At 54.3% G+C, this 26,058-nt stretch carries 25 protein-coding genes; 16 read left to right on the top strand and 9 right to left on the bottom strand.

Annotation, left to right across the window (positions count from 1 at the left end):
* Positions 1 to 7: 7 nt before the first annotated feature.
* From O9K67_RS12580 to O9K67_RS12540, 9 genes are all read left to right on the top strand, one after another.
* Positions 8 to 1,330: an MmgE/PrpD family protein gene (locus O9K67_RS12580; RefSeq protein WP_061495849.1), complete on the top strand. Its 1,323-nt coding sequence runs from the start codon at positions 8 to 10 to the stop codon at positions 1,328 to 1,330.
* A 12-nt stretch (positions 1,331 to 1,342) separates the two neighbouring features.
* Positions 1,343 to 2,104: a sulfite exporter TauE/SafE family protein gene (locus tag O9K67_RS12575; RefSeq protein ID WP_061495851.1), complete on the top strand. Its 762-nt coding sequence runs from the start codon at positions 1,343 to 1,345 to the stop codon at positions 2,102 to 2,104.
* A 153-nt stretch (positions 2,105 to 2,257) separates the two neighbouring features.
* Positions 2,258 to 3,307, top strand: coding sequence for an amino acid ABC transporter substrate-binding protein (locus O9K67_RS12570; protein WP_061495853.1), 1,050 nt, complete (start codon positions 2,258 to 2,260; stop codon positions 3,305 to 3,307).
* A 63-nt stretch (positions 3,308 to 3,370) separates the two neighbouring features.
* Entirely contained in the window at positions 3,371 to 4,594 is a 1,224-nt protein-coding gene (locus O9K67_RS12565) for an amino acid ABC transporter permease (RefSeq protein ID WP_061495854.1), read from the top strand.
* Positions 4,595 to 4,603: 9 nt separating this feature from the next.
* Positions 4,604 to 5,671 (top strand): amino acid ABC transporter permease, encoded by a 1,068-nt coding sequence (locus tag O9K67_RS12560; protein ID WP_061495857.1) that lies wholly within the window; start codon positions 4,604 to 4,606, stop codon positions 5,669 to 5,671.
* Entirely contained in the window at positions 5,671 to 6,426 is a 756-nt protein-coding gene (locus O9K67_RS12555) for an amino acid ABC transporter ATP-binding protein (protein ID WP_061495858.1), read from the top strand. The genes O9K67_RS12560 and O9K67_RS12555 overlap by 1 nt, the downstream gene beginning before the upstream one ends.
* 513 nt (positions 6,427 to 6,939) lie before the next feature.
* The gene (locus O9K67_RS12550; RefSeq protein ID WP_061495860.1) at positions 6,940 to 8,478 is read left to right on the top strand and encodes a methyl-accepting chemotaxis protein; all 1,539 of its coding nucleotides are present in this window, start codon (positions 6,940 to 6,942) and stop codon (positions 8,476 to 8,478) included.
* 68 nt (positions 8,479 to 8,546) lie between these two features.
* On the top strand, positions 8,547 to 9,626 hold the full coding sequence (locus tag O9K67_RS12545; protein ID WP_271044593.1) for a mannuronate-specific alginate lyase: 1,080 nt from the start codon (positions 8,547 to 8,549) through the stop codon (positions 9,624 to 9,626).
* Positions 9,627 to 9,853: 227 nt separating this feature from the next.
* Positions 9,854 to 11,029, top strand: coding sequence for a tetratricopeptide repeat protein (locus O9K67_RS12540; RefSeq protein ID WP_061500029.1), 1,176 nt, complete (start codon positions 9,854 to 9,856; stop codon positions 11,027 to 11,029).
* Between the two features lie 142 nt (positions 11,030 to 11,171).
* On the opposite strand, the gene O9K67_RS12535 is transcribed toward O9K67_RS12540, so the two are convergent.
* Genes O9K67_RS12535 through O9K67_RS12505 form a run of 7 tightly spaced genes read right to left on the bottom strand, consistent with a single transcriptional unit; the run spans position 11,172 to position 16,456 of the window.
* Entirely contained in the window at positions 11,172 to 11,921 is a 750-nt protein-coding gene (locus O9K67_RS12535) for a GntR family transcriptional regulator (protein WP_061495864.1), read from the bottom strand.
* Positions 11,922 to 11,935: 14 nt separating this feature from the next.
* Entirely contained in the window at positions 11,936 to 12,676 is a 741-nt protein-coding gene (locus O9K67_RS12530; protein WP_061495866.1) for a sugar isomerase domain-containing protein, read from the bottom strand.
* Between the two features lie 9 nt (positions 12,677 to 12,685).
* Positions 12,686 to 13,996, bottom strand: coding sequence for a PTS ascorbate transporter subunit IIC (locus tag O9K67_RS12525; protein WP_082794165.1), 1,311 nt, complete (start codon positions 13,994 to 13,996; stop codon positions 12,686 to 12,688).
* Between the two features lie 2 nt (positions 13,997 to 13,998).
* Positions 13,999 to 14,280: a PTS sugar transporter subunit IIB gene (locus tag O9K67_RS12520; RefSeq protein WP_061495867.1), complete on the bottom strand. Its 282-nt coding sequence runs from the start codon at positions 14,278 to 14,280 to the stop codon at positions 13,999 to 14,001.
* A gap of 30 nt (positions 14,281 to 14,310) precedes the next feature.
* Complete coding sequence (locus O9K67_RS12515) at positions 14,311 to 14,745, bottom strand: PTS sugar transporter subunit IIA (protein ID WP_061495869.1); 435 nt, start codon at positions 14,743 to 14,745, stop codon at positions 14,311 to 14,313.
* Positions 14,742 to 15,476 carry a creatininase family protein gene (locus O9K67_RS12510; RefSeq protein WP_061495871.1) on the bottom strand — a complete coding sequence of 245 codons (735 nt, stop codon included), beginning with the start codon at positions 15,474 to 15,476 and terminating at the stop codon, positions 14,742 to 14,744. Before O9K67_RS12510 ends, O9K67_RS12515 begins: the two co-directional genes overlap by 4 nt.
* The gene (locus O9K67_RS12505; protein WP_061495873.1) at positions 15,473 to 16,456 is read right to left on the bottom strand and encodes a phosphotriesterase family protein; all 984 of its coding nucleotides are present in this window, start codon (positions 16,454 to 16,456) and stop codon (positions 15,473 to 15,475) included. The genes O9K67_RS12510 and O9K67_RS12505 overlap by 4 nt, the downstream gene beginning before the upstream one ends.
* 283 nt (positions 16,457 to 16,739) lie before the next feature.
* Between O9K67_RS12505 and sra the strand changes: the two genes are divergently transcribed.
* Positions 16,740 to 16,877 (top strand): stationary-phase-induced ribosome-associated protein, encoded by a 138-nt coding sequence (sra, locus tag O9K67_RS12500; RefSeq protein WP_061495875.1) that lies wholly within the window; start codon positions 16,740 to 16,742, stop codon positions 16,875 to 16,877.
* A 187-nt stretch (positions 16,878 to 17,064) separates the two neighbouring features.
* Positions 17,065 to 18,768 carry an NAD-dependent malic enzyme gene (locus O9K67_RS12495; RefSeq protein WP_061495876.1) on the top strand — a complete coding sequence of 568 codons (1,704 nt, stop codon included), beginning with the start codon at positions 17,065 to 17,067 and terminating at the stop codon, positions 18,766 to 18,768.
* 54 nt (positions 18,769 to 18,822) lie between these two features.
* Here the strand turns inward: O9K67_RS12495 and O9K67_RS12490 are convergent, their stop codons facing one another.
* Positions 18,823 to 19,212 (bottom strand): winged helix-turn-helix transcriptional regulator, encoded by a 390-nt coding sequence (locus O9K67_RS12490; protein ID WP_061495878.1) that lies wholly within the window; start codon positions 19,210 to 19,212, stop codon positions 18,823 to 18,825.
* A 99-nt stretch (positions 19,213 to 19,311) separates the two neighbouring features.
* Here O9K67_RS12490 and O9K67_RS12485 point away from each other — a divergent pair, with 99 nt between their 5' ends.
* The 3 genes from O9K67_RS12485 (at position 19,312) to O9K67_RS12475 (ending at position 23,000) form a co-directional block, all read left to right on the top strand.
* The gene (locus tag O9K67_RS12485) at positions 19,312 to 20,043 is read left to right on the top strand and encodes an SDR family NAD(P)-dependent oxidoreductase (protein WP_061495880.1); all 732 of its coding nucleotides are present in this window, start codon (positions 19,312 to 19,314) and stop codon (positions 20,041 to 20,043) included.
* 345 nt (positions 20,044 to 20,388) lie between these two features.
* Positions 20,389 to 22,101: an ABC-F family ATP-binding cassette domain-containing protein gene (locus O9K67_RS12480; RefSeq protein WP_061495882.1), complete on the top strand. Its 1,713-nt coding sequence runs from the start codon at positions 20,389 to 20,391 to the stop codon at positions 22,099 to 22,101.
* Between the two features lie 80 nt (positions 22,102 to 22,181).
* A complete protein-coding gene (locus O9K67_RS12475) occupies positions 22,182 to 23,000 on the top strand; it encodes a CPBP family intramembrane glutamic endopeptidase (protein ID WP_061495884.1) in 819 nt (272 codons plus the stop codon).
* A 42-nt stretch (positions 23,001 to 23,042) separates the two neighbouring features.
* Here the strand turns inward: O9K67_RS12475 and O9K67_RS12470 are convergent, their stop codons facing one another.
* A complete protein-coding gene (locus O9K67_RS12470) occupies positions 23,043 to 23,645 on the bottom strand; it encodes an inorganic diphosphatase (protein WP_061495886.1) in 603 nt (200 codons plus the stop codon).
* 211 nt (positions 23,646 to 23,856) lie between these two features.
* Between O9K67_RS12470 and O9K67_RS12465 the strand changes: the two genes are divergently transcribed.
* Positions 23,857 to 24,291, top strand: a complete 435-nt coding sequence (locus O9K67_RS12465; RefSeq protein WP_061495888.1) for a VOC family protein — start codon at positions 23,857 to 23,859, stop codon at positions 24,289 to 24,291.
* A 143-nt stretch (positions 24,292 to 24,434) separates the two neighbouring features.
* Positions 24,435 to 26,057, top strand: a complete 1,623-nt coding sequence (locus O9K67_RS12460) for a TIGR04028 family ABC transporter substrate-binding protein (RefSeq protein ID WP_061495891.1) — start codon at positions 24,435 to 24,437, stop codon at positions 26,055 to 26,057.
* Position 26,058 lies beyond the last annotated feature (1 nt).

Genomic DNA, 26,058 nt, shown 5'->3' with positions numbered 1-26,058 from the left:
CTGTTAGATGACCATTGCCCGACAACTTGCCGGTAATTTACTGGCGTTCTCCCGGCAGGCGTTTCCGCAGGCTGCATACAGCAATGCGCGTACCGCCATTATTGATACTCTCGGCGTTACGCTGGCTGGCGGCGTACAGGATGGCGCCAGTAAACTGCGGTCCGTCATTGTGCCGTCTGCCGCAAGCGGCAACAGCCGCGTCTTCGGCACTGACCTGAAACTGAACGCGCTGGATGCCGCCCTGTTAAACGGCGTTTCCTCACACTTGCTTGATTTTGATGATTCCAACTCCTGGTTGCACGGGCATATTTCTGTGGCCGTACTGCCTGCGCTGCTGGCGCTGGCAGATGAACAGGGTCGCCATGGCGAAGCACTGTTGCGCGCGTATATCACGGGTTATGAAACTGCCGTGCGCATGGGAAAAGCGGTTAGCCCGTTCCAGTATCGTCACGGCTGGCACCCGACCACCACCGTGGGTGTTTTCGCGGGTGTCGCCGCTTGTGCAGTATTGCTGGATCTCAATCAACAACAAACGGCCACTGCGCTGGCGATGACGGCGTCGCTGGCATCGGGGATCAAGTCGAACTTCGGTAGCGAAACCAAAGCGTTAGCCGTGGGCCAGGCAGCACGCAGTGCCGTGATGGCGTGCAAACTGGCGAAAGAGGGATTCAGCGCTGGCGCGACGGCGTTTGAACATCATCAGGGGTATTTTCACGTTTATAACGGCGAGGCAAATGTCGATCCCCTGCCGCTAACGGAACGCTGGGAAGCCACCCCCTTTATTCTTGATACGGTGAAAAGCAACAACTACAAATACTTCCCCTGCTGCTATGCGATTTTGTCGCCGCTGGATGGCATCCTGGCGCTGCGCGAAGAGACCGGGCTTTCACCGGAGGCGATTGAACGCATTGATATCAAGGTTCACCCGATTCGTTTTCCGCACATCAATATTCCCCTGCCGGAAAACCCGCTCGCCGGGAAGTTCAGTCTGCATTATTGCGTGGCGCGCGCGTTTGTCACCGGCACGCTGACGCTGGATGATTTTATTGACGATACGCGCTTCTTCGACCCGACAACGCAAGCCCTGATGCACAAGGTCACGCTGGAGAAACACAGCGAAGAGATCACACATAGCGCGTTTGTGACACTGACCACCACCGATGGCCGACAATTCAGCCAGCGTGTGGCGGGAGCGCGGGGATCCAGCCCGGCAATTCCGTTGCCTGACAACCTGATTGAACAGAAATTCCTCGACTGCGCCAGTCGCGTATTGTCTGCGGAAGGTGCGCAGGCGCTGTATCAGCGCCTGTTGCAGGATGATTACCGCTAACCGGATGCCCGAATGACCATCACCTGGATCCCCCCTGAAATATCGCCCCTGTTTGCAGGCGTAATGGTGTTTTGCAGTTTTCTTACCTCGGCGCTGACGGCGGCAATGGGTCTCGGTGGTGGCACGGCCCTGCTGGCGGTCATGGGGCTGGGCATGCCGGTCAGCAGTCTGATGCCGGTTCACGGCATGGTGCAAATGGGCTCGAACCTGAGCCGTACGCTGATCCAGCGTATGCACGTAGTGTGGCCGCTGGTGTTGTGGTTTCTGCTCGGCAGCGCGGTAGGTATTGCCGTGGGCGCACCGGTGGCCGCAATCATTCCGGACAGTCTTGCCCGTATTGCGTTGGGGATGTTTATTCTCTGGTCGGTGCTGCGTAAACGCGGGGAGCAAAAGCCATTGAGTCGCCCGTTCTTTATCATCGGCGGCGGACTCAGCAGCCTTGGCACGATGATTGTGGGTGCCACTGGGCCAATGGTCGCCGGTCTTATCAGTTCGCAAGGACTGAAACGCCAGCCGCTGATCGCCACCCATGCCACCTGTATGGTGTTGCAGCACGGGTTGAAGATCCTGGCCTTTGGGTTGATGGGGTTTGCCTGGGCCAACTGGTTGCCGGTGCTGGCGGCGATGATTATCAGCGGCGCGCTCGGTACCTGGCTGGGGACTCGGGTGCTGGATAATTTGCCCGAAAAACTGTTCCGCGTGCTGTTTCGTGTGACGATGATCCTGCTTAGTGCGCAACTGCTGTGGCAGGGTATAGAAGGATGGGTGAAATAATTCCTTACTTCTTTGGCATATATGCTTTACTGAATTCGTTCTTTGCCAAATGCGTTATAGGTGAAGAACATAGGTATACAAACGGATGTGTTATTTAAAAATAAATAAATACAGTTAGTTAATCTGACAACAACCCTTTAAAAAGGAATAGCCATGCTGAAGAAAACCCACCTTGCGGCGTCGGTATTGTTGCTGACGCTGGGGAGTTTTATTTTCCCTGCGCAAGCAGAAAATGCGCCCGTCACAAATGGCGACACGCTGAAGAAAATTAAAGCGCGCGGCGAACTGGTGTGCGGCGTTCACCCTGCCCGCCACGGTTTTGCTTCGATTGACAGCAAAGGCCAATGGGAAGGTCTGGATGTGGACTTCTGCCGCGCACTGGCGGCGGCGGTATTTGGCGATGCATCCAAAGTGCGCTTCACCCCGCTCTCTACCGCCCAGCGTTTTGCGGCGATCCAGTCAGGCGAAGTCGATGTGTTATCACGTAATGTTACCGCTTCACTGACGCGCGATGTGTCGCTGGGGCTGAACTTCGCTCCGCCTAACTTCTACACCGGCACTGGTTTTATGGTGCGTGCCAACAGCGGCGTGAAAAAGGTAGAAGATCTTGACGGCGCAACGGTGTGCATCACGCCGGGCAGCAGCACCGAGCAGAATGTGGCGCAGATTTTCTCGTCGCGTAACCTGCACTACACGCCGGTGGTGATTGAGAATAATAAAGAGTATGTTGCGGCTTACCTTGCCGGGCGTTGCGATGTGATTGCCCGTGACAAAGTCGCGTTGCCGGGCATCAAAACTTTTGATGCGGAAAAACCGGACGACCATATCATCCTGCCGGGCATCTACTCGAAAGAGCCACTGGCCATGGCGGTGCGCAAAGGCGATGACCAGTGGTTTGACATTGTGAAATGGGTTGTTTACGCCACGTTTAACGCCGAAGAGATGAACGTCAACCAGAGCAACGTCGACGCTGAACTGAAATCCACCGACCCGGATGTACAGGGCCTGCTTGGCGTGACTGGCGGCTTTGGGCAGAAACTCGGTCTGGATGATAAATGGGTGTACAACATTGTCAAACAGGTGGGCAACTATGGCGACATTTACAACCGTCATTTCGGCCCGCAGAGCACTGAACCGCTGGATCGCGATTTAAACAATCTGTGGACCAAAGGTGGTTTGCTTTACGGTCTGCCGATCCGTTAATCGCCGGGTCACCCCAGACGGTGGGGTGACCTTTCTCCACTCCCGTAATAACCTTGATGTTTAATGATGAAACAGACTGACAACTCCGGTGCGCTTGCCCTTGCGTCTGACACGACCCGGCAGTCCACCGTGTTTCGCCTTTTCACCTTTTTTGGCAGCAAAACCGTGCGTAGCTGGTGCTACCAGTTTTTGCTGGCAGCGCTGCTTTTAGGGTTTAGCTACTGGCTTTACAGCAATGTGGTGGATAACCTGCGCGCGCAGCGTATTGCCACCGGCTTTGGCTTCCTGCATCAGCGTGCGCAATTTGCTATTGGCGAGAAACTTATCGACTACACGCCACGCGACAGCTACACCCGCGCGCTGGCCGTGGGGTTACTCAATACGCTGTACGTCACCGTGTGCGGCATTGTGCTTGCCACCGTGCTCGGTTTTATTGTTGGCATCGGGCGGGTGTCGAAAAACTGGTTGCTGATGAAAGTGTGTGTCGGCTACGTAGAGCTGTTGCGAAACGTACCGGTTATTTTGCAGGTGATCTTTTGGTCGGTGGTGATCCGTAACCTGCCCTCGCCGCGTGAGGCGATCATTCTGCCCGGCATGGGCTTTTTAACCAACCGTGGGTTGACCTTTGCCGTCCCGGCGGCACACAGCGGTTGGGGATGGGCCTTTATCGCGCTGCTGGCGGCCTGTGTCATGAGCGTGCTGCTTGCACGGGTCGCGCGTCGCTGGCGTGAGCACCACGGCAAAATGGTGCCGGTGGCTCGTCTGCGGGCTGCGCTGATTATCGGCCTGCCGTTGCTGGTGTGGGTGCTTGCTGGTGCGCCGCACGAACTGAATCGCCCGGAACTCCGCGGTTTCAACTTTAAAGGTGGTTTTACCATTAGCCCGGAATTCACTGCGCTGCTGTTGGGTATTGCCCTTTACTCGTCGGCGTTTATTGCCGAAATCGTTCGCGCGGGTATTCAATCGGTGCCCAAAGGGCAGCTTGAGGCGGCGCGGGCACTCTCCTTTTCCCCGTGGCATGTGATGCGCCATGTGATCCTTCCGCAGGCGATGCGGGTGATGGTGCCGCCGCTGGCCAGCCAGTATGTCAGCCTGGCGAAAAACAGCTCCATCGCCGTTGTGGTGGGATACCCTGAGCTGGCGAATATCAGTAATACGCTAATGAACCAGACCGGTCAGGCGCTGGAAGCGATCGCCATTATGATGGGGGTATATCTGATTATCAGCGGCGCGACGTCCCTGTTGATGAACCTGTTTAACCGTTACGTCGCCATTAAAGAGCGCTAAGGAACCGTGATGCAAAACCCTGTGCTTTTCTGGCTGCGACGTCATCTTTTCAGCAGCATTTTGCAAACGGTACTGACACTTCTGCTGCTGACAGTGATCCTGATGGTGGGAACATCATTGCTGCGCTGGGGCGTCATTAACGCTGTCGGGCTGAGCGGTAATGTGGAGCAATGTCGGGCGGCGACTGGCGCATGCTGGGCGGTGATTGGCGAGAAGTATCGCCCTATTCTGTTCGGCCTGTATCCCTATGATGAACAGTGGCGTGCGGCGCTGGCAATGCTGGTGTGGTTTATTACTGTGGGCGTGTCGCTTTCCCCCGCCTGCTGGCATTCGCGCCTGTTATGGCCGTTGTGGCTCATCGCGCTGGCGACAATGTCGGCACTGATGAGCGGTGGCGTATTCGGTCTGAAACCGGTGCCCTCTGCGGACTGGGGCGGCCTGCCGCTGACGCTGCTGCTTTTTTCCGGCACGGTGATTATTGGTATGCCCGTCTCTGTGATGCTGGCACTTGGGCGGCGCTCACCGTTGCCCTTCTTGCGCGGCTTGTCGGTGGTATTTATTGAAGGTCTGCGCGGCGTGCCGCTGATCACCATCCTGTTTGTGGCGGTGAATGTTTTTCCGCTGTTTTTACCGGCGGATATGGAAGTCAATAAACTGCTGCGCATTATCATTGGTATTGCGTTGTTCTTTGCCTGTTACCAGGCGGAAGTGATCCGCGGCGGTTTGCAATCGGTCCCTCGTGGTCAGTATGAAGCGGCGGCAGTGCTGAACCTCGGTTACTGGCACACCACCACCAAAATCATTCTGCCGCAGGCTTTGCGTATCTGCCTGCCCGCGGTGACCAACCATATTATCGCCGCGATGAAAAATACCTCGTTTGTGATCATTATTGGTCTGTTTGATGTGCTGACGGCCACCAGCGCGGTGATGCAGGATCCGCAGTGGCGTCGCTACTATATCGAGTCATATGTGTTTATTGCCTCGTTGTATTTATTATTCGGCTTTTTGCTTTCTCGCTATGCGGTGTGGGTGGAAGGACGTATTGATGCCCGCCGTAACCCTGAAGGAGTCTCCTGATGCAGGACATAACATCGCGCGATGCGATAATTGAGATGAAATCGGTCAGCAAATGGTACGGGAAATTCCAGGTGCTGGACGAGGTGTCGCTGAGCGTGAAAAAAGGCGAACGTGTGGTGATCTGCGGCCCGTCCGGTTCCGGTAAATCGACGCTTATCCGTTGTATTAACCGTCTTGAAGAGCATCAGAAGGGGCAGATTCTGGTGAACGGCATCGAAATGAATGACAACGTGCGCAACATCAGCCGGATCCGTTTGAGCATTGGCATGCTGTTCCAGCAGTTTAATCTGTTCCCGCATTTAAGCGTGCTGGATAACCTGATTATCGGGCCGACGCTGGTGCGCAAGATGACGCGAACGCAGGCGACAGAACTGGCGATGCACTATCTGGAAAAGGTGCACATAGCCAACCAGGCGCATAAGTTTCCACTGCAATTGTCTGGTGGGCAACAGCAGCGTGTGGCGATTGCCCGCGCCCTGTGTATGCAGCCGGAAATCATGCTGTTTGATGAGCCGACCTCGGCGCTCGATCCGGAAATGATCAAAGAGGTGCTGGATGTGATGCTTGATCTGGCGGAGAGCGGCATGACCATGATTGTGGTGACGCACGAGATGGGTTTTGCGCGTACCGTGGCGGACAATGTGATCCTGATGGCGGAGGGTCGCATTGTCGAGTCTGCTGCGCCAGAAACGTTCTTTACACAACCGGCGCATCCGCGTACCCGCCAGTTCCTCGATCAAATCCTCAGCCATTAATCTCCCGGCGGCGGATATTCCGCCGCCGGTGACCGCCGTAAAAATAAGCGATACCCTTCTTATTAACCCTGTAAATTATCATGTCTTTATCCGCTCTGTTGTCATACGATTTAAGTATTGCTGTATTACTGAGCAGCAAGTTGCACGGCACTGTGGGCTTTGAAATAGTGTTTTAATGTAAATACAGCTATTTTTCCTGTTAACATTTCTGTTTGTTCTGCGATTATTTTTCATGCTTTATCGGATGTCTGGCTGATAATTTAGCTTAAGGATTTACTTATCTCGCCGAAGATTTTAATCAGTCTTTTTTTTGTCGCAAAATCATAACAATATTTAAAAGTTAAGGCGTAAGCATGACTAAAAAAATATTTAATGTTGCTACTTTCCGTTGCCGATAAGTTCGTAGAAAATGCACAGGTAATAACGAACAACAGTCACTGGCCGGTAAATTAATCACACGTATTACCGCGTCAGCAAAACTCATTGATTGCGGTCCATCGTGGAGTTTTTTTCATGAAGCGTAACACTCACGTTACACAAAAAGAGTTTTTGCTTAACGACGGTACGACGTTGCTGTCGACAACCGATACGCACAGCCATATTACTTATGCCAATACGGCATTTATTGACGCCAGCGGATTTAATGAAGATCAATTAATGGGGGCGGCACATAATATTATTCGCCACCCGGATATGCCCCCTGCGGCATTTGGCGATATGTGGTTTACTATTCAACAGGGCGACAGCTGGACCGGGATGGTGAAGAACCGTCGCCAGAACGGCGATCACTACTGGGTTCGTGCCAACGTTACTCCTATTTATCAGCAGGGGCAGTTAACCGGTTATATCTCTGTGCGTAATATTCCTGAACGTGCAGAAGTGGATGCCAGTTCGGCACTCTATCAACAAGTTAATGAGAATAAACTTAAAGGGTATCGCTTCTATAAAGGGCTGGTGGTACGCCGTGGTTTATTTTCTTTTTTATCTCTTTTTCAGCGCATCAATGTTTCAAAACGTATCAATTTCGGTACCATAATTACGGCTGCTCTTCTGGTCGCATTACAATATACGGACTTGAATGCTGCGACCAAAGCGGGTGCATCAATTATTATCCTCGGACTGCTTTCCGTTTTTTTGCAGAGCCAAATATCTCGCCCGCTGAAAATAATTTTATCGCAAATGCAGAAAGTGGTTTCCGGGCGTAAAGCCGACTACCGGCATTTTAACCGCGTGGATGAAATTGGTTTGTTGATGCGACTGGTTAACCAATCCGGGTTAAATCTCAGCTCGCTGGTTGGCGATGTTTCCGCACAGATTAACGGTATTCGTACCATTAGCGGGCGCATTACCAGCGAAGGCGAGTCCCTGCAAAAACGCACAGAAGAAACCTCCGCTGACTTGCATCAAACTGCGGCGGCGGTGGAAGAGATCGCCAGCGCGGTGCGGCAAACGGCGGAAACGGCGTCCGATGCGATGGCCCGTGCCGATGAAACCAGCGCCAGTGCCATGAATAGCGGCGACGTGATGAAGAAAACCATCGCCATGATGCAGGCTGTCTCTGCGGACAACAATAAAATCGTCGACATCATTGGTGTGATTGACAGTATTGCCTTCCAGACCAATATCCTGGCACTGAACGCGGCAGTAGAAGCGGCGCGTGCGGGGGAATCCGGTCGCGGTTTTGCCGTCGTGGCCGCCGAAGTGCGCAATCTGGCGCAGCACTCCGCTTCCGCCGCGCGGGAAATTCAGTCGTTGATCGAGCATAACGTGGCGAATGTGAAAAGCGGCGTGGAAATGGTTGAGAAGACGGAAACGCACCTGACAGCCATGATTGACAGCGTGATTAATATGTCCACCATGATCAAAGAGATTGGCGTTGCTACGCATGAACAAACGCAGGCACTGGAGTTGATTAACCAGTCGGTTTCCCGCATCGGCACAATGACGCACAACAACACCGGGATGGTGGAACAGGTGACCAGCGCCGCTGAAGATCTCTCTGAACGCGCCGCCCGTCTGCATCGCGCGGTACATGTTTTTGGCGGTAACTGATCCCTGCTATAGTCACGGACTCCGTTGCGGAAAAGAGGCGCAGCATGGTTCCCTGCAAAGCAGTCCTGATGTTTCTTTTGTCGTTCGTCCTGTCGGTGGCGGCCCATGCTGCCGACAGTTTACACCCCCCTTCCGGTTTTATGCAGCCGCCCGCGCATCGGGTTGATGCAGCAAAAACGGTCAACTGCCCTGCCGTTCCCACGCCGTTTACCGGCACGCTCGATTTCCGCAGTAAATACGAAGGCTCCGACAGCGCCCGTGCCACGCTTAACCCGCAGGCTGAAGCTGCGTTTCGTGATCAAACCCAAAACATTACTGCCATGGAGAGTCTGGTCAGTAAGCAGGTGATCGCCTGGGCACGCAGCGGCGATCCGCGTTATGTCGCCTGTGTTGTTAACGCTCTTAGCGCGTGGGCTAACGCAGGTGCATTAACCGGTGCAGCGGCGAATCATACCGGCAAGTCTCTGCGCAAATGGGCACTGGCAAGTTTCTCCTCGGCGTGGTTACAACTGGTTTTCTCACCGGCGCACCCGCTTGCCGCTTATGCTGCGCAGCAGGAAACCGTCACGCGCTGGTTGAGCCAGTTGGCAACGTTAACTGCCAGTGAATGGCGCGATCTGCCGCTGGATAAAATCAATAACCACAGCTACTGGGCTGCCTGGGCACTGATGTCAACTGCGGTGGTCACCCAACGTCAGGATCTGTTTGACTCGTCACTGGCGATTTACCGCACCGCTATGCAGCAAGTGGATGCACAAGGATTTTTACCCAATGAATTACGCCGCCGACAGCGGGCCTTTTCCTATCATAATTACGCGATACAGCCGTTGGTGATGATCGCCCTGTTTGCGCGGGCGAACGGTGTGGATGTGACGGCAGAAAACAACCAGGCATTACAACGGCTGGGCGCGAAAATCATTGCTTCGCTGGATGACCCCGCCCCCTATGCACAGCAAACCGGGGTAACGCAGGATCGCGCTTTTTTACAGCACGCAACCAACCTGGCCTGGCTGGAGGCCTGGTGCCAGCTTCAGCGATGTGATACAGCGTTAAACCAGCGCATCACGGCGCTCAGACCGCTACAAAATACCCGAATGGGCGGCGATATGACGCATCTGTTCGCGGCGAAACACGACGGGCATGATTAACCGCGCACTGCCACACACAGGGTTCGTAAAAATGCATTTTGTTCATGGTGTTGCGGTAAGTATAATCCGCGCGAATAGTTCAAATTGGCTGAGTGAGCAGAATGCGGTATGACTGTTCGCCAGCTTTTTACCCCCTCCTCCGGTCGCTGATAACCGGACGGGGAGATGATGACATCGTAACAGGGCATAAATTTGCCAGGATATTAAGGGATTAAATGAAGAATAATATGAAGTCATGGCTGCTTGTACCGCTTTTTCTGTTGTCTGGCTATGGTTCGGCCAGCACAACCCAGGTTGAAATTCTGAGCGCCGTGGTCAAAGACGCGAAAATCCCCGATGCACAGCTTATGCTGCAACGAAACGGTGAAAGCGCGATCAAGGCGACGACGAACGCACAGGGACAGGCCGTACTGGAGAGCGCGTTGCCCGATACCAGCGACACGCTGTTGATTGTCAAAAAAAACGGTTATTCAAATCTGGTGGTGAAATGCCCCTGTAACGGCATGTCGTATGCGTTAAGCCCGGTACTGAGCGGGCTGGACAGTATGCGTGTGGTCTTAACCTGGGGAGCGCAGCCTGAGGATCTGGATTCGCACATCGTTTATCCGGGCAACCATATTTATTTCGACCATCAAGAGGGTGATAACGGCAATCTGGATGTTGACGATACAGACAGTTATGGTCCTGAAACCATCACCCTGACAGCACGGCAGAATGGTCAGTCCTATGTCTACGCTATCCATGACTTTACCGATCGCTTAAATCCGGGCACGACACGCTTGTCCGAAAGCCAGGCGAAAGTGTTTGTCTACGTCGGCGAATCGCTGGTGAGAACCTATTATGTTCCGCAGCATCAGACCGGGAATCTGTGGACGGTATTTAAAATCACCCCATCGGGCGACTTTGTCGATATCAACAAAATTGAAGGGGTGACGACCGACTCCGCGAACATCGGCACGCTCCTCTCGCCTGCGTTGGCAGACGCCTGGACCGCGTCGCACAATGCGGGTTGGTCACAACAGGATATGAGCGCGTCGCGTAATTTCAACCTGTTGGGAGAAGCGGCTTACCAGCAAAATGATTACGATCAGGCGATCGCGCAGTTCACGGCGGCCGTCAACGCGTGGGCGGATAACGGCAAGGCATACGGCAACCTGGGGCTGGTGTATCAGAAAGCCGGTCGCACGGCGGAAGCACTGTGGGCCAACCGTAAAGCGCTGGCATTAGCCAGCGGCGCAGGTGCGCCAACGGTTCGTGCCGGGGCAAATTATAACATCGGCAAAATTTACGAAACGGCGGGTGATTATCAGCAAGCGCTGAGATATTACCAGGCAGCCCGTAATGAAAAAGCCAATACGGTGTATGACAACGCCATTACCCGTGTTCAGGGGCTTATCCACTAATATCCGGTAAAAGCAGAAAACATGGACTGCCCTGTCAAACCGGGCAGTCACATTGAGCGGCGTTTATGGCCTGGGTACGTGATGTGAGCGGACTCAGGCCTTTTCATTTCAGGCGTAACCGCGTGGGTCTTGTGACGATCTGTTACCAGGAAACAGCGCAACTCCATTGCGCATTCCCCGCACTCTGACTGGTTGCGACTCGCAGGGATAGCGACGCCCCTTTCACATGGCTGACGCTGTATTCAAACACCACATCATCCAGGTTACTGGCAATCCGCTCGATGCGTAATAGCGGGCTGCCCACCGCCACGTTGAGCTGTTTAGCCAGCGCGTTGTCGCTCACCACCGGCATGTATTGTTCATGGGCGCGTGTCGGCGCATAGCCAAAGGTTTCGCGTAATTGCCCGTGCAGCGAACGCGCGCCATCAATATGGCTGATATCGGTATAAATCCTGCCGTTGAGCCAGCTGATTACATGCCCGACGACCTGCGTGTTTTGCATCATTACCCGTTCAAGTCGCACGACCTGATGGCCAAGGCTTAGCCCCATTTTCTCGGCTACCACGCTGTCTGCCATGGAAGGAAAGAGAGAAATAACCTCCAGATGCACGGGCTGCGGATCAACAAACGAGACCAGCGTATCCGGCAGGTCGGTGTAGTGTTTGAGCAGCGCATCACGGTTAATAAAGGTGCCTTTTCCCTGCTCGCGGTACACCATCCCGATGCTGACCAGCGCATCGATGGCCTGTTTGATCGTACCGCGTGCCACCTGAAACTCTTCCGCCAGCAGCAGTTCGCCGGGCAGTCTGTCATCATAGGTAAACGAGATAATCCGTTGCAGAATAATCTCTTTGATCTTCAGGTAAAGTGGGAGTCCGTCAGACTCAAACATACTTCAACTCCGCTTCAGAGGTAGTGTATCCGGCTCCTGTATTTTTCCAGTATATCCCGATTTATCTGTTGATTACCGTCTATGTTTGCACTGGCCAGTACTGGCGGCGTAAGGCCGATTTCCAGCATCCGTTCGCATAAGCGCAGCACCAGGCTGTTGGCAATGGTTGCCCCCATGATAGTGGACAACGGTGCGACACGCTGCGCCATTCCCGGTAGGGTGACAGCGGCATCGCCGTATTCGCAGAGATTATCAATGGTCACATCTGCCACCGTGGCCAGCAGTTTGCCGCTGGAGTGGCGTGAGGTCACTTTCGCAGCGGTATCCAGGCTGGTGATCGCCACTACATTCACCCCGCGCTCGCGGGCGCAAATCGCCACATCCAGAGTAATGGCGTTGCGCCCCGATACGGAGTGGATAAGCAGCGTATCGCCGGCCTGTAGCGGTGAGCTCTCCACCAGGACGCGCCCTAACCCTTCAACATTTTCCACGGCGCTGGTCAATGTTAATGGTCGTACGTTAAGCATCAGCGCCGGGTTAAAGAGCGGGTTAACGATCGCCAGCCCACCGGCACGGTAGCTCATCTCCTCCGCCAGGATCCCGGCATGGCTGGCGCCAAAGACAAACAGATTGCGCTGGTTGCACACGGTGTCGAACATCATCTCTGCCGCCCGGTCAATCACGTCGCGTTGCTGCTCCAGCTCCCGCAATTTCTGGTGGATTTGTGCATAGTAGTGGTTCAACGCGTCGCTCATCGCAGATCCTCAGAAGGTCAGCAAACGGGTTAACGCGCTGATCAGCGGTGCCAGCATAAACATGTCGCTATCACCCGCCCACAACGCGGTATCCGGAATGGTGTCGTTGATAAAGAAGCTGACGCAGAAGTATTGCCCCCACGCTACCACAGTCGAGGTGACAAACCCCGCCAGCAGCGCGCCTTTATAGCCGCCGGTGATATTGCCAAACACCCCCGCCGTGCCTGCATGGAAGAAAATAACAATCATGCTGGGAATAAACACATACCCCGTGGAGCGACCAATCACCGTTAGCCACAACAGTGAACCGATAAAGGCACCAACGAAGCCAAGCACCACCGCGTTGGGTGCAAAGTTGAATAAAATCGGGCAATCAAGCGCCGGTTTCGCGCCGGGCACCAGCCGTGAACCAATGCCGTTAAACGCTGGCACCATCTCGCCAATAAACATCCTCACCCCAAGTAAGACCACAGCAATGCCGCCGGTGAAGATCAGCGACTGTTTCAGGGCGTAGATATAAAAACTGAGCCCCCCCGACTGGGAGAGGATTTCAGCCGCTTTCGGCGTGGCTTTGATTTGCAGAATAAAGGTGCCCACAAAGAACAACAGCGTCATGGTTAACGCGGTGACCACGTTGGAGTCGCGCAGGAAACCGAGCTTTTTCGGTACCTGAATATCTTCAGCGTTAATTTTGTTGGCAGCGAAGAGCGTGCCGAACACCGCACCCAGCAGTGCGACGGAGGCCGATGTATGGCCGAGGGCGACATTGTCGTTGCCGGTGATTTTTCGCACCCACGGTTGCACCATCGCAGGTTGTAGCGTCCAGTACAGTCCCATGATCACCGACAGCATCAGCGTTAACTGCACCGCGGAGATGTTCGGGTTGGTGTTGACCATGATCCCGGCAAAGATCATCGTCGTCCAGAACATCATATGGCCGGTCAGGTAGATATATTTGAACGGGGTGAGCCGCGCCAGCAGCAGGTTAATGGCAAAACCCGCTGCAATCGCAATGGTTACGCTGCTGCCGTAGCGTTCGCTGAATTTCACCTGCCCCATAATGTCCGTCAGGTTCATTGAACTGAGACCGAACACTTCGGTCCAGATGGGCTGAAAAATCAGCAAGGCGGAGACAATAATGCCTGCGCCTGCGCCAATAATCAGAAAACCGAGAATGCCTTTCAGCGTGCCGGAGACGATATCCGCCAACGGTTTTTTCTGTAACACCAGCCCGAGAAGGACGATCAAACCAATAAGAATGGAGGCTTCGCCGAAAATATTGACGGTTATCCAGTGCAGCACATCGATAAATTCACTCATGATCAGGCACCCTCTTTCAGTACGCCCGCCTGTGCTAAGGCGCGGGTGATTTCCTGCGTATCAATGTAGTTATTCACCACCACCACCGGACAGGAAAGCTGGCGCAGGTTGTCCACCAGTTCACTATTGGTGATCACCAGGTCGGCCTGCGCCGAAGAGGCGGAAGAGACATCCATGTGCTCGACAGACGCCTGAATACCGTTTTTTTGTAATACCGTTTCGACGTTCATTTTTAAAATCAGGCTGGAGCCCATGCCTAAACCGCAAACCGTCAGAATTTTCATTATCAGCCCTCGAAGTGCGTGATTCCGTGATTAATTCTTGTGCGTAAAACAGGAGAAAATCGCTTCTGCGTCCGTGCTGTGCAGAAAAGTGTGGTACGTATGCTCGTTGCTGAGCAATGTCACCAGTTGCTGGATAAGTTGAATATGCTGATCCTGGCCAGTTGCGGATAACCCCAGCACCAGCGAGACGGGATCGTTATCACTGTGTCCAAACGCCACAGGCTGGCGCAGGCGGATAAAACTGATTTGCGGCGTCAGCGCGCCCTGTTCTGGCCGTGCATGGGGCATTGCCAGACCTGGCGCTATCACAAAATAGGGGCCGAATTGATGAAAATTGTCCACCATCGCCTGGACATAACGTTCAGTGCACGCATCGCTTGCCAGCAGCGCGTTGCCTGCTGCCAGAATCGCCTGCTCCGGCGTGTTTGCGGGATGGTCCAGTTGTATGGCCTGGCGTGCAATCATCGGGATACCTGCGCAAGATAGTGACGAAGAGAGTGGAGCGTGGTGTCCAGTGCCTGCTGGACAAGCGCTGCCCCTTTTTCTGCCGTGGCGCAACGCGGATCGCCCAGCACCGCATAGTCGGAAAACTCCGTCCAGTGCATCTGTTGCCAGGCGAAATTAGGGGGGAACTCAGGATAGTGCGCCCTTGCCTGCGCCATCTGCACCGCTTCCGGAGCCAGTTCCAGCATCAGGGAGGTTTCAATCTCATCAGCATGCATATATCCGGCTTTGGCCTCTTTCGATTCCCGTAGACGATGCACGCAATCATTCATACCCGCCCAGGTGTAGCTGAGTAGCGTAATGCCCTCTTTTTTCAATGCCCTGGCCGCGCTTTTTATGGCGTCAAAATTACCGTAATGCGCATTAATGACCGCCAGCGCCGGAATGCCATAGCCTGCCATATTGCGCGCCAGCGCCTGTAAAAGCTGACTCAGTAAATCGTTACCAATATCCACCGCACCAGCGTGACCCTGTAACGACCAGACCTGGCTAAACGGTAGCACTGGCAGCATTACGGATGCTTCGCCGAGGGCTGCATCGAGTCGTTCGCAAAAACGCTCTGCCAGCAGATTGTCCGTTGCCAACGGCAGATGATCGCCGTGCGGTTCTACCGCGCCCAATGGCAGTAAGGCTATCTGCGCCCGGCGCAGCGCCGCACAGGCCTGCGATTCGTTCAGCATTTGCAGCTTCATTGGCTGTCCTGGCTGAAGGTAAAATAACGGGCCGGATTAGCAATGAAAAAATCATGCAGCAGTGCCTCGCCGTCAAAACCGGCTTCATGCGCTTCTTCTATAAACCTTGGCCGCCAGTCCGCCAGGATAAACTTCAATCCCAGCCCCCCTTTTCCATAGTGGGCGCTCATGCTTTTACGGGCGAAATCGCCACCGATCAGGATCTGTTTTTGATATCCCCTTTTACACAGTTCGAGGATGGCCTGTGTACGAATATGTTCAGGGTGATATTTTATCCTGGTAATACCGTCAAAAGAGAGGTACGCCCCGGTGTTGGCGATTTGACGATGTAACCAGGGATCGGGGTTTCGGTCCATATGTGCAAAGCACAAACGGGACATATCAAGACCAAGCGTTTTAAACACCTGCGCCTGTTCCAGCGCCATGGTGCCCATTTCCGTATGGCTGTGCATCGGCGCGCCGGTAATTTGCTGCGCGCGAACGATCACTTCCAGCGTTTTGCGTTCAAGTGGCGAAATCATGTTATAGCCGGTGCCGCATTTCACCACGCCAGCCCGGTACTGGCTGCCATCGATGCCGTCCGTCACTTCGCGGACAACGTGCTCCACCAGTGCGTCCAATGGCGAGTGTTCAATCCACTGTGCAAACGTGTCGTTGTGACCAGGGCGTTTGCAGCTCCAGAGGAAGCCTTTGTTAAACCCGGCGGTAGCGATGATCTGTACGTGCTGACGCTGTGCGATTCTGGCAACAACCTCGACCTGTCTGCCATAATCCGGCGCGGTGGCGTCATAGAAAGAGTGCCCGCCAGCGGCGCGAAAATCCGCCAGCTCCCTTTCCGAGGCTTCCGCTGAATCCAGCAGCAGATCCTCATCGTTACGCTCTGCCCAATACGGCGGAATGCAGTAGATATGATCGTGACTGTAGGTCACACCCAGCTGGGCGGGGGCAATATCTCCATGCAACGTACGAATAAAACCCATCGGGCAACCCTCTGAAAGCAAATGGAAGATGCCCATCAAAAATAGGTTTGGTTCACTTGATCAGTCAAGTGATCAAGTTCGTTTATTGTTCAATTCTATGACCTGCGCCACGAATAATAAGAGACTGTTCTTAAAAGTCGTCAATCGCTTGCGCTTTGCGTCACGATGTCCGAGGATGACAGTCCGGTATGTTTTTTATACCGCGCAATGATGAGATTGTATTTCGCCCGGCGCAGTTTACCGGGCTTGTCCTTGAAACATTGAACTGGATTAAGGAGTAAGCATGAAATCGAACCGTCAGGCACGTCATATCATGGGACTGGATTACAAAGTGTCTAATACCCGCAAAGTGGTGACCAAAGACAACCACGAAGAAACGGTGGTGGTCCATCGTTCCGGGCGTCATCGCCGCGCTGGCTAATGTTTTCCACCCTCGCCACTCCATCCGGAGTGGCGTTTTGTTTTCTCTTCTGCTTGATAAAAATTCAATCAACGAATGCCGCGAATAGGAAGTATTTACCGTATTGATGCTTTATACTTGCGCCCGCCGCAGTACCCACCCGCTACGCTATGCCACGCGGAGTGATCGTTGATAAAGGAGCAGTAAGATGAATGCCAAACATAATAAAAATCGATCGTTGTATATCCCCTATGCCGGCCCCGTGTTGCTGGAGTTTCCCCTGCTGAACAAAGGCAGCGCCTTCAGCATGGAAGAGCGCAGCAGCTTCAACCTGCTGGGTCTGTTGCCCGAAGTGGTTGAAACGATTGAAGAACAGGCGGAACGTGCCTGGCTACAATATCAGGGTTTTAAAACCGATATTGATAAGCACATTTACCTGCGTAACATCCAGGACACGAACGAAACCCTTTTCTATCGCCTGGTGGATAACCATCTCGAAGAGATGATGCCGGTGATCTATACCCCAACGGTCGGTTGGGCTTGTGAACGTTTTTCGGACATTTACCGTCGCGCGCGCGGCGTGTTTATCTCCTGGCAGAATCGCGGCAACATGGACGACATTCTGCAAAACGTCCCCAACCACAATATCAAAGTGATTGTTGTCACCGACGGCGAGCGCATCCTTGGCCTGGGCGACCAGGGGATTGGCGGAATGGGCATTCCAATCGGTAAGCTCTCGCTTTATACCTCCTGCGGCGGGATCAGCCCGGCGTATACCCTGCCGGTGGTGCTGGACGTTGGTACCAACAACCAGCAACTGATTAACGATCCGCTGTATATGGGCTCGCGCCACCCACGTATTACGGGGGATGAGTACTACGCGTTTGTCGATGAATTTATCCAGGCGGTCAAACAACGCTGGCCGGATGTGCTGCTGCAATTTGAAGATTTTGCGCAGAAAAACGCCATGCCGCTGTTGAATCGCTACCGCAACGAAATCTGCTCGTTTAACGATGATATTCAGGGAACCGCAGCCGTGACTGTCGGGACACTGATTGCCGCCAGCCGCGCAGCGGGCAGCCAGTTGAGCCAGCAGAAAATCGTCTTCCTCGGCGCGGGTTCCGCTGGCTGCGGGATTGCCGAGCAGATTATTGCGCAGACCCAGCGCGAAGGTCTGAGCGAAGCGGATGCACGCCAGAAAGTCTATATGGTGGATCGCTTTGGTCTGCTGACCGACGAAATGCCAAACTTGCTGCCGTTCCAGAGCAAGCTGGTGCAGAAACGTGAAAATCTGCAAAACTGGGATCGCGAAACCCAGAGCGAAGCCATCTCCCTGCTGGATGTGGTGCGCAATGTGAAACCGGACATTTTGATTGGCGTTTCCGGTCAGACCGGGCTGTTCACGGAAGAGATCATCCGTGAAATGCACAAACACTGCCCGCGCCCGATTATTATGCCGCTCTCTAACCCGACCTCCCGTGTGGAAGCGACGCCGCAGGACATCATCAGTTGGACTGACGGTATGGCGTTGGTCGCAACCGGTAGCCCGTTTGCGCCGGTGCAGTGGAAAGAGAAAACCTACCCAATTGCACAGTGCAACAACGCCTATATCTTCCCTGGCATTGGTCTGGGGGTGATCTCCGCAGGGGCGTCACGCATTACCGATGAAATGCTGATGGCGGCAAGTGAAACGCTGGCAGAATACTCGCCGTTGCTGCTTAATGGCGAAGGGCTGGTGTTGCCGGAGCTGAAAGATATTCAGAAAGTGTCGCGCGCTATTGCGTTTGCCGTCGGCAAAATGGCACAGCAACAAGGCCTGGCGGTGAAAACCTCTGCCGAAGCGCTGGAACAAGCCATTAATGATAACTTCTGGGAGCCGAAGTACCGCAGCTATCGCCGTACCTCGATCTAACCGCCTGTTTTCCACCCGGAGTCGCTGTGCTCCGGGTGTGCCCGCGCTGATCACCTAATCCGTTGTTGTTTCTTCATTGGCATGGACAAGATCGTAGGCCGCCTGCGCTCGCTCCAGTGCCGGACCGTACTCCAGTGCCCAATCATTCAGTGCCATAAACGGTTGTTGTAGCGTCTGCGCCAGCGGTGTGATGCTGTACTCCACGCCCACCGGCGAAGTCGGCAGTACTTCACGGCGCACCAGTCCATTGCGCTCCAACCGTTTTAGCGCATCCGCCAGCGCTTTGTGGGTAATGCCATCCAGCCGACGGCGGATTTCATTAAAGCGGGCAGGTTCAGTGCAGAGTACCGTGAGGATCATAATCGACCATTTATTGGTGATGTGTTCCAGTACCCAGCGGGTTTTTCCCACATTGTTCAGGCTGTTACAGTCAATTTTCTCCATAGCGATATACTCCGCGATATCAGATATAAACAAAGTGCGTAATTGATATTAAGTATAAAATTTATATCATCTGTTTTCCACTCAAACCGGAGAGAACAGATGGGCAGATTAGACAATAAAGTGGCTGTGGTGCTTGGCGGTGCAAAAGGCATTGGCCTGGCAATCAGCCAGCGTTTCACCCGTGAAGGGGCAACAACCTGGTTTACTTCACGCCGTGATGAGGAGCTCCAGGCAGCCAGTCGCACCCTGTCAGGCGTTTCCATGCCGCTGCGCGCGGATGTGAGTCAACAAAGCGAACTGGCCCGCATTATGGCAACGGTTAAGGCGCAAGCGGGTCGCATTGATGTACTGGTGATTAATGCCGGAATGTCGGAATACGCCACCCTCGGGGAAATCAGCGAAGCGCATTTTGACCAGATATTTGGTCTGAATGTTCGTTCGCCTGTGTTTGCCTTGCAGGCCGCGCTGCCGCTGTTGCAGCCCGGTGCGAGCGTGGTGCTTATCGGTTCGATAGCCGATACGATCGGCACGGAGGGATACGGTGTTTACGGCGCCAGTAAAGCGGCGCTGCGTTCATTTGCCCGGACCTGGACACGTGAACTCTCCAGCCGCGGTATTCGCATTAACGTTGTTGCGCCGGGTCCAATTGACACCGAGATGATGGCGGCTGTCACTGATGAGGTTCGCGACGCGTTAACCCGTAATATCCCGCTACACAGAATGGGCAAACCCGATGAAGTGGCCAACGCAGCGCTCTTTCTGGCAAGCGATGAGAGCAGCTACATTGCAGGGGCAGAGATCTGTGTGGATGGCGGAATGACCCAGGTTTGACGGTGCGTTTAGCGCCAGTTGCCTCTTCACAGCCATCTGCGGATGGCTGTGATGGCGGCTTTTGCACGCGGTACGTACCGGCGACGCTGGCAAATCATTTATTTCCCCGCTACACTCCTTTCACCCATCAACTTACTGAATATAAAAGGAGGCTAATTATGCTGTATTGTGAACTGTTTTATGTTTCACATACTCTTGGTGATCGCACCTGCTCAAGCGTTATCGGTATCGTGCTGCGATAACTTCTGCTTGAGCGAAGACACAATCCCCTTCCCTTGGGCTTACCGGGTTATCGTCAGCGATGTTTGACGAGGCATACACATGCCTGTAACTCTTGAGTAAGCAATGAGCACTTTACTATCTGCACAATCAATCCGTGTTGAAACGGCTTTCGGTCCGTTATTCTCCGAACTCTCCTTTACCCTGAAAAAAGGCGATCGCCTTGGCCTTATTGGTGACAATGGCTGCGGTAAAAGCACGCTGTTGAAGGTACTGGACGGTTCGCTGTCCCCCCTTTCCGGTACTGTGACGGTGGCGCACCACTGTCTGTTAGCCCGCGTGGAACAACATCTCCCCGCTGAGTTACTGCCTGTCACGCTGTTGGAGGCGGTACTGGCGCAGATCCCTGAAACGGAACGGGAGAGCCAGCGCTGGCGAGGCGAAGCGTTACTGGCCAGTATGGGACTGAGCCCGCAGGAGATTGCCCTGACAGCGGCGACGCTGAGCGGTGGTCAGCATACCCGCTTGTTGTTGGCGCGGGCGTTAATCCGCGAACCGGATCTTCTCCTGCTGGACGAGCCCGGTAACCACCTTGATCTGCCTACGTTGCTATGGCTGGAGCAGTTTTTACAAAACTGGTCCGGCAGTTTTGTCATGGTCTCACACGATGCTTCTCTGCTGGATGCGGTGACTAACGGCACCTGGATCCTGCGTGACCATACGCTGCATTGCTTCGCATTACCCTGTAGTGCGGCGCGTCTTGCGCTGGAGGATCGGGATGAGAGTGACGCACTGCGGCATAAAGCGGAGCAAAAGGAGATCGATCGCGTTACCGCCAGCGCCAAACGGCTGGCGACATGGGGGCGGGTTTATGACAATGAAGACCTGTCGCGCAAAGCCAAACAGATGGAAAAACAGGTTGAGCGCCTGAAAGAGAGTCAGACGGAACTGACTGCAGGAAGCCGGTGGACGCTTGCGCTGCATGGTGAGGCGTTACCGGCGGATCGTCTACTGGAAATGGAACAGTTGCCGGTTGCGCCCGCGGTGGGTTTACCGGCGTTGTTTCACGTTCCCCTCGCCCGTCTGAAGAGCGGCGATCGGGTCGCCATTGTCGGGCGTAATGGCTGCGGGAAATCCTCGCTGCTGCGGTTAATCTGGCAGGCGTACCGCCAGCAAAATCCAGCGACGTTGCGCCTGCACCCACGTTTGCAGGCCGGTTACTACGATCAGACGCTGCACCAGTTGCCGGATGAGGCCACGCTGTTTGAGGCTTTGGAACCCTTCGCCCCTGCGCCGGAGGATCGCAAAATGGCGCTGATCAGCGCCGGTTTTGCATGGGCGCGTCATGGGCAGCGCGTTGCGACGCTGAGCGGCGGTGAGCGTTCGCGGTTGTTGTTTGTTGGCCTGTCGCTGGCACGGTTTAACCTGCTGTTGCTGGATGAACCCACCAACCATCTGGATATGGCCGGTAAAGAAGCGCTGGCGCACACGCTGCAACAGTTCAGCGGTGGTGTGCTGCTGGTGAGCCACGATCGTCAATTAATCAGCGCAAGCTGTAACCGTTTCTGGCTGGTGGAAAACGGTGAGTTGCAGGAGTGGCATGATGTGCAAGCCGTGTATGAGCGATTGCGGGAAAGCGCTGGCACCCTCAATGCAACTGCCCGGTCGCAACACACCGTGACGGAGGTCGCGGACGATCAGGATACCCTGCTGGCACGGCTTATTGAGCTGGAAACGCGCCTGGCAGAGGATCTGGCCCGCAAACCGAAACACCAGAAACCGCAACTACAGGCGCAATGGCGTGAGGAGATAACACGTATTAACAGGCAATTGACGTAATCTAAACCAGGCCGTACAACGTTGCACGGCCTGGTTTATTCTCCCCAGGCGTTTTTCTCATTAACACATCCGGGATGAGTATGTGGATACTACTTGCACTTGCTTTATTGACTCTGTCATTTAACAAAAAAATCGCCGTTGGGTTATTGCTTGCCGCCACCGTGTGGGCGGGCTGGCTTGGTGTTATCGAACTCTGGGCTGCCGGGATCATTATTCTGCTGGCGGCGATCAGCATGACGGGGTTCACTCTCCCGCAACGCCCTGCGATACAGCGGACTCTTGAGTGTTTGCTGGTGGTGCTGGCCGTTGCGCTTACGTTCCATCTTATGCCCGGTTTTCACAATCCAAAGGTACTGGATTTGGTTAAAGCGGGGCCGCAAAGCGCCCCCTTCACGCTCTATTTTAATGTTGATAAAGCGTTAACGCCGTTTGTTCTGCTGATCTGTACCAGAACGCTATTCGTCCGTGAAATCCCAACGCACCGCCCGCTATGGCAATGGCTGGTATTGCTTCTTTCCGTTCCGGCCTTGTTGTTGCTGGCTGTCCTGTTGGGCGGGTTAAAAATTGAACCTCACTGGCCCCAGTGGTTATTGCCATTCGCCCTGGCCAATCTGTTCTTTGTCTCTCTGGCGGAAGAAGCGCTGTTTCGCGGCTATTTGCAACAGCGGTTAGCAGGGCTTATGCACCCGGTTGTTGCGCTGGTGATACAGGCGCTTATCTTTGGTAGCGTACATGTCGCAGGCGGTATGTTGCTGGTGATTTTTGCCAGCCTGGCCGGGGTAATTTACGGTCTTGCCTGGATGTGGAGCGGGCGTCTCTGGGTGGCAGTACTGTTTCATTTCGCGCTGAATATCTGCCATTTATTGCTCTTCACCTACCCGATGTATGTACGCCAGTAAACTGGCGACAGGATGGCCCCGTGCGGGCCATCTCTGGGTCGTTTATTTTTGCGGGTTTTTTGCCTTCCAGGCATCCCATGCCCCTTTGATCTCCTGCTTTGCCGTGGCGGCATCGTTAAAGCCACTCAGCTCCACTTTTTTGCGACCGTCAGGCAACTGTTTATAGACGCGGAAGAAGGCTTCCAGTCGATCCTGCTCAATTTTGGGCAGGTCGGTAACGGTTTTAATATCGTCATAAGTCGGGTCGATTTTACTGGCCGGAACCGCCACGATTTTGTCGTCGGTCTCGCCGCCATCCACCATTTTCAGCACGCCGATGGGACGCAGTTTAATCAGCGTACCGGGGGCCAGTGGCGCACGGGTGTAAAAAATCACATCCAGCGGATCGCCATCACCTGCCAGCGACTGCGTGAGCGAACCGTAGTTCGCCGGGTAAGCCACCGGCATGGACTGAAAACGGTCAACGACGATAAAACCGGTTTTCGCGTCGGTTTCATATTTGATCATGCTGCCCGCCGGGATTTCGGTCACCGCGTAAAACTCGTCCGGGGTATTTTGCGGCTGCGGGAACGCAAGAATATTGTCAGCCTGCGCATACGCGGAGAGAAAAAGGCTGGCTGCGAGGACATTTTTCACCAGATGCATTGTTAATCACTCTTTTGTTGAGAGAAAGCAACAATTTGGCGACAAATGATGACAGCAGCATGACAGCGACGCGTTGATGATTCGCCCGAAAAACAGGCTGGAATGCACTCTTTTCAGACGCGACCGGGTGATTGCTTTACGCGATGAATTACCGGATATTGCATCCAGGAGTGGGGCCTGCGCCCCCTTTTTTACCCAATGGAGATGCTTTATGACAACGTCTATTCCCGGGCTTGACGTGCTGTTTATCGCCGGGTTCGGCCCCATCCCCCAACGCGTGAGCGACAGTCAGGACTTTTATCAGCAAACCCTTGGCTTGCCGCTGAAACCGATGGAAGGCAACAGCGACTACCTGGTCGCCGATCACGATGCGCTGACGGGGGCAAAGCACTTTGCTCTGTGGCCACTGGACCAGGCGGCAGCCTCCTGTTTCGGTACTTCGGTATGGCCGGATACACATCCGGTTCCGCAAGGCTGGATTGAGTTCGAAGTCGACGATCTGACTTCGGCTACCGATATACTGATGAAAAAAGGGTATCAGTTACTGGTGGCAAACCGCCTGGAGCCGTGGGGGCAAAGCGTGACGCGGTTGCTTGGCCCTGAAGGTCTGCTGGTCGGACTGACGGTCACGCCCTGGCTGCGTTGACGCGTTCTCAGGCCTGATATACAGGCCTGCCGCGCGTTTTGCTCTTTTCTGAAATGCTTATCTCAATTCCTTTGTTCCCTTGTTATCAGCCACACCGGAAGATGCTTTCGAGGCTAAGACAATAGATAACAAAGGAATTCACCATGCACATCGCTTTTCGTTTACCGCTGCTGACGGCGCTGATTACCGTCAGTTCGGTTCAGGCCTTTGCGGCGGAAACGCCGGTTAAAGGCGGTACCCTGATTTACCTTGAACAGCAAGCGCACACCAATTTGTATCCCCCGGCTGGCGGGTTTTACCCTAACGGCGGCATCCTCAACCAGATCACTGACAAGCTGACCTGGCAGAACCCGCAAACGTTGCAGGTGGAACCGTGGATTGCTGAAAGCTGGACCACCAACGCCGACAAAACGGAATACACCTTTAAAATTCGCCCTGGCGTCACCTTTTCAGATGGCACTCCGCTTGATGCGGCTGCTGTGGCGAAAAACTTCGACACTTACGGACTCGGCAACAAAGCGCAGCGCTTGCCGGTATCGGAAGTCATTAATAATTACGATCACAGTGAAGTGATTGATGCGCAGACGGTGAAATTCTACTTTAAAAAACCGTCGCCGGGGTTCCTGCAAGGCACTGCGACAATCGGGTCAGGGCTGGTTTCCCTCAGCACGTTGCAGCGCAACTTCGATGAGCTGGGTGATGCGCGGCATATTATCGGCTCCGGGCCGTTTGTGGTGACGGACGAGAAACTGGGGCGTGAAGTGACGCTACAGGCGCGTAAAGCGTATCAGTGGGGACCAAAAAATAGTGCCCAGCAAGGCCCGGCCAATCTGGATGGTATTAAATTCATCGTTACGCCGGAAGACAGCGTGCGCATTGGCGCGTTGCTGGCGGGACAGGCCGGTTTTATTCGTCAGGTACAGGCCTATGATGAAAAACAGGCCACGGAACAAGGCTTTGCCATCTATGCGCCGCCAACTCGTGGCGTCAACGACAGCATCAGTTTCCGCCCGGATAATCCGCTGGTTGCCGATCTACGCGTGCGCCAGGCCTTACTCCATGCGACAAATGCGAAACAGGTCGTCGACACCCTCTTCTCTGCCAATTACCCGCAAGCCACTTCGGTTATTGCCCACTCTGCTGCGGGTTACGTCAACCTTAGCGATGCACTGAAATTTGACCCGGTCAAAGCCCGGCAGTTACTTGATGACGCAGGCTGGAAAACCGCAGCGAACGGGATCCGCACCAAAGAGGGTCAATCGCTGGCGTTGACCATTTATGAGTCACTGCCGCAGCCACAAAACAAAGAGGTACTGCAACTGGTGGCGCAGCAATGGCGTCAGGTCGGCGTGGCGCTGACGGTCAAAGCCGGTGATGCAGGCAGCCGCACGCTCGATAACCTTGACCCGCTGAAAACGCCGCTTACCGTTTCGGAAGTCGGCCGTGCCGATCCGGATGTGGTGAAAAGTATGTTCTACCCCGCCAACCGCGACGCGCTGCTGCAACAGGGCGGATCCAGCGACAAGGTAAAAAGCTTTCGCGACGACAAACTCAACGCCTTGCTGGTGAATATTTCCGCCGAAGTTGACCCACAAAAACGTCTGCAACTGACCGGCGATGCGCAGCGCTATCTGCTGGAAAATGCCTATGTGATCCCTATTTTTGAAGAGCCGCAGGTCTTTGCTGGCGCGCCCTGGGTGAAAAACGTCAACTTTGAAGCCGTGGGGCGTCCATCGTTTTACGGCGCGTGGATTGCGAAACACTAAG

The organism is Kosakonia oryzendophytica, from assembly GCF_027886705.1.
GTDB classification, from domain to species: Bacteria; Pseudomonadota; Gammaproteobacteria; order Enterobacterales; family Enterobacteriaceae; genus Kosakonia; species Kosakonia oryzendophytica.
Note: the sequence above shows the minus strand (reverse complement) of the source record. Positions and strands in the feature narration are given on the sequence as shown.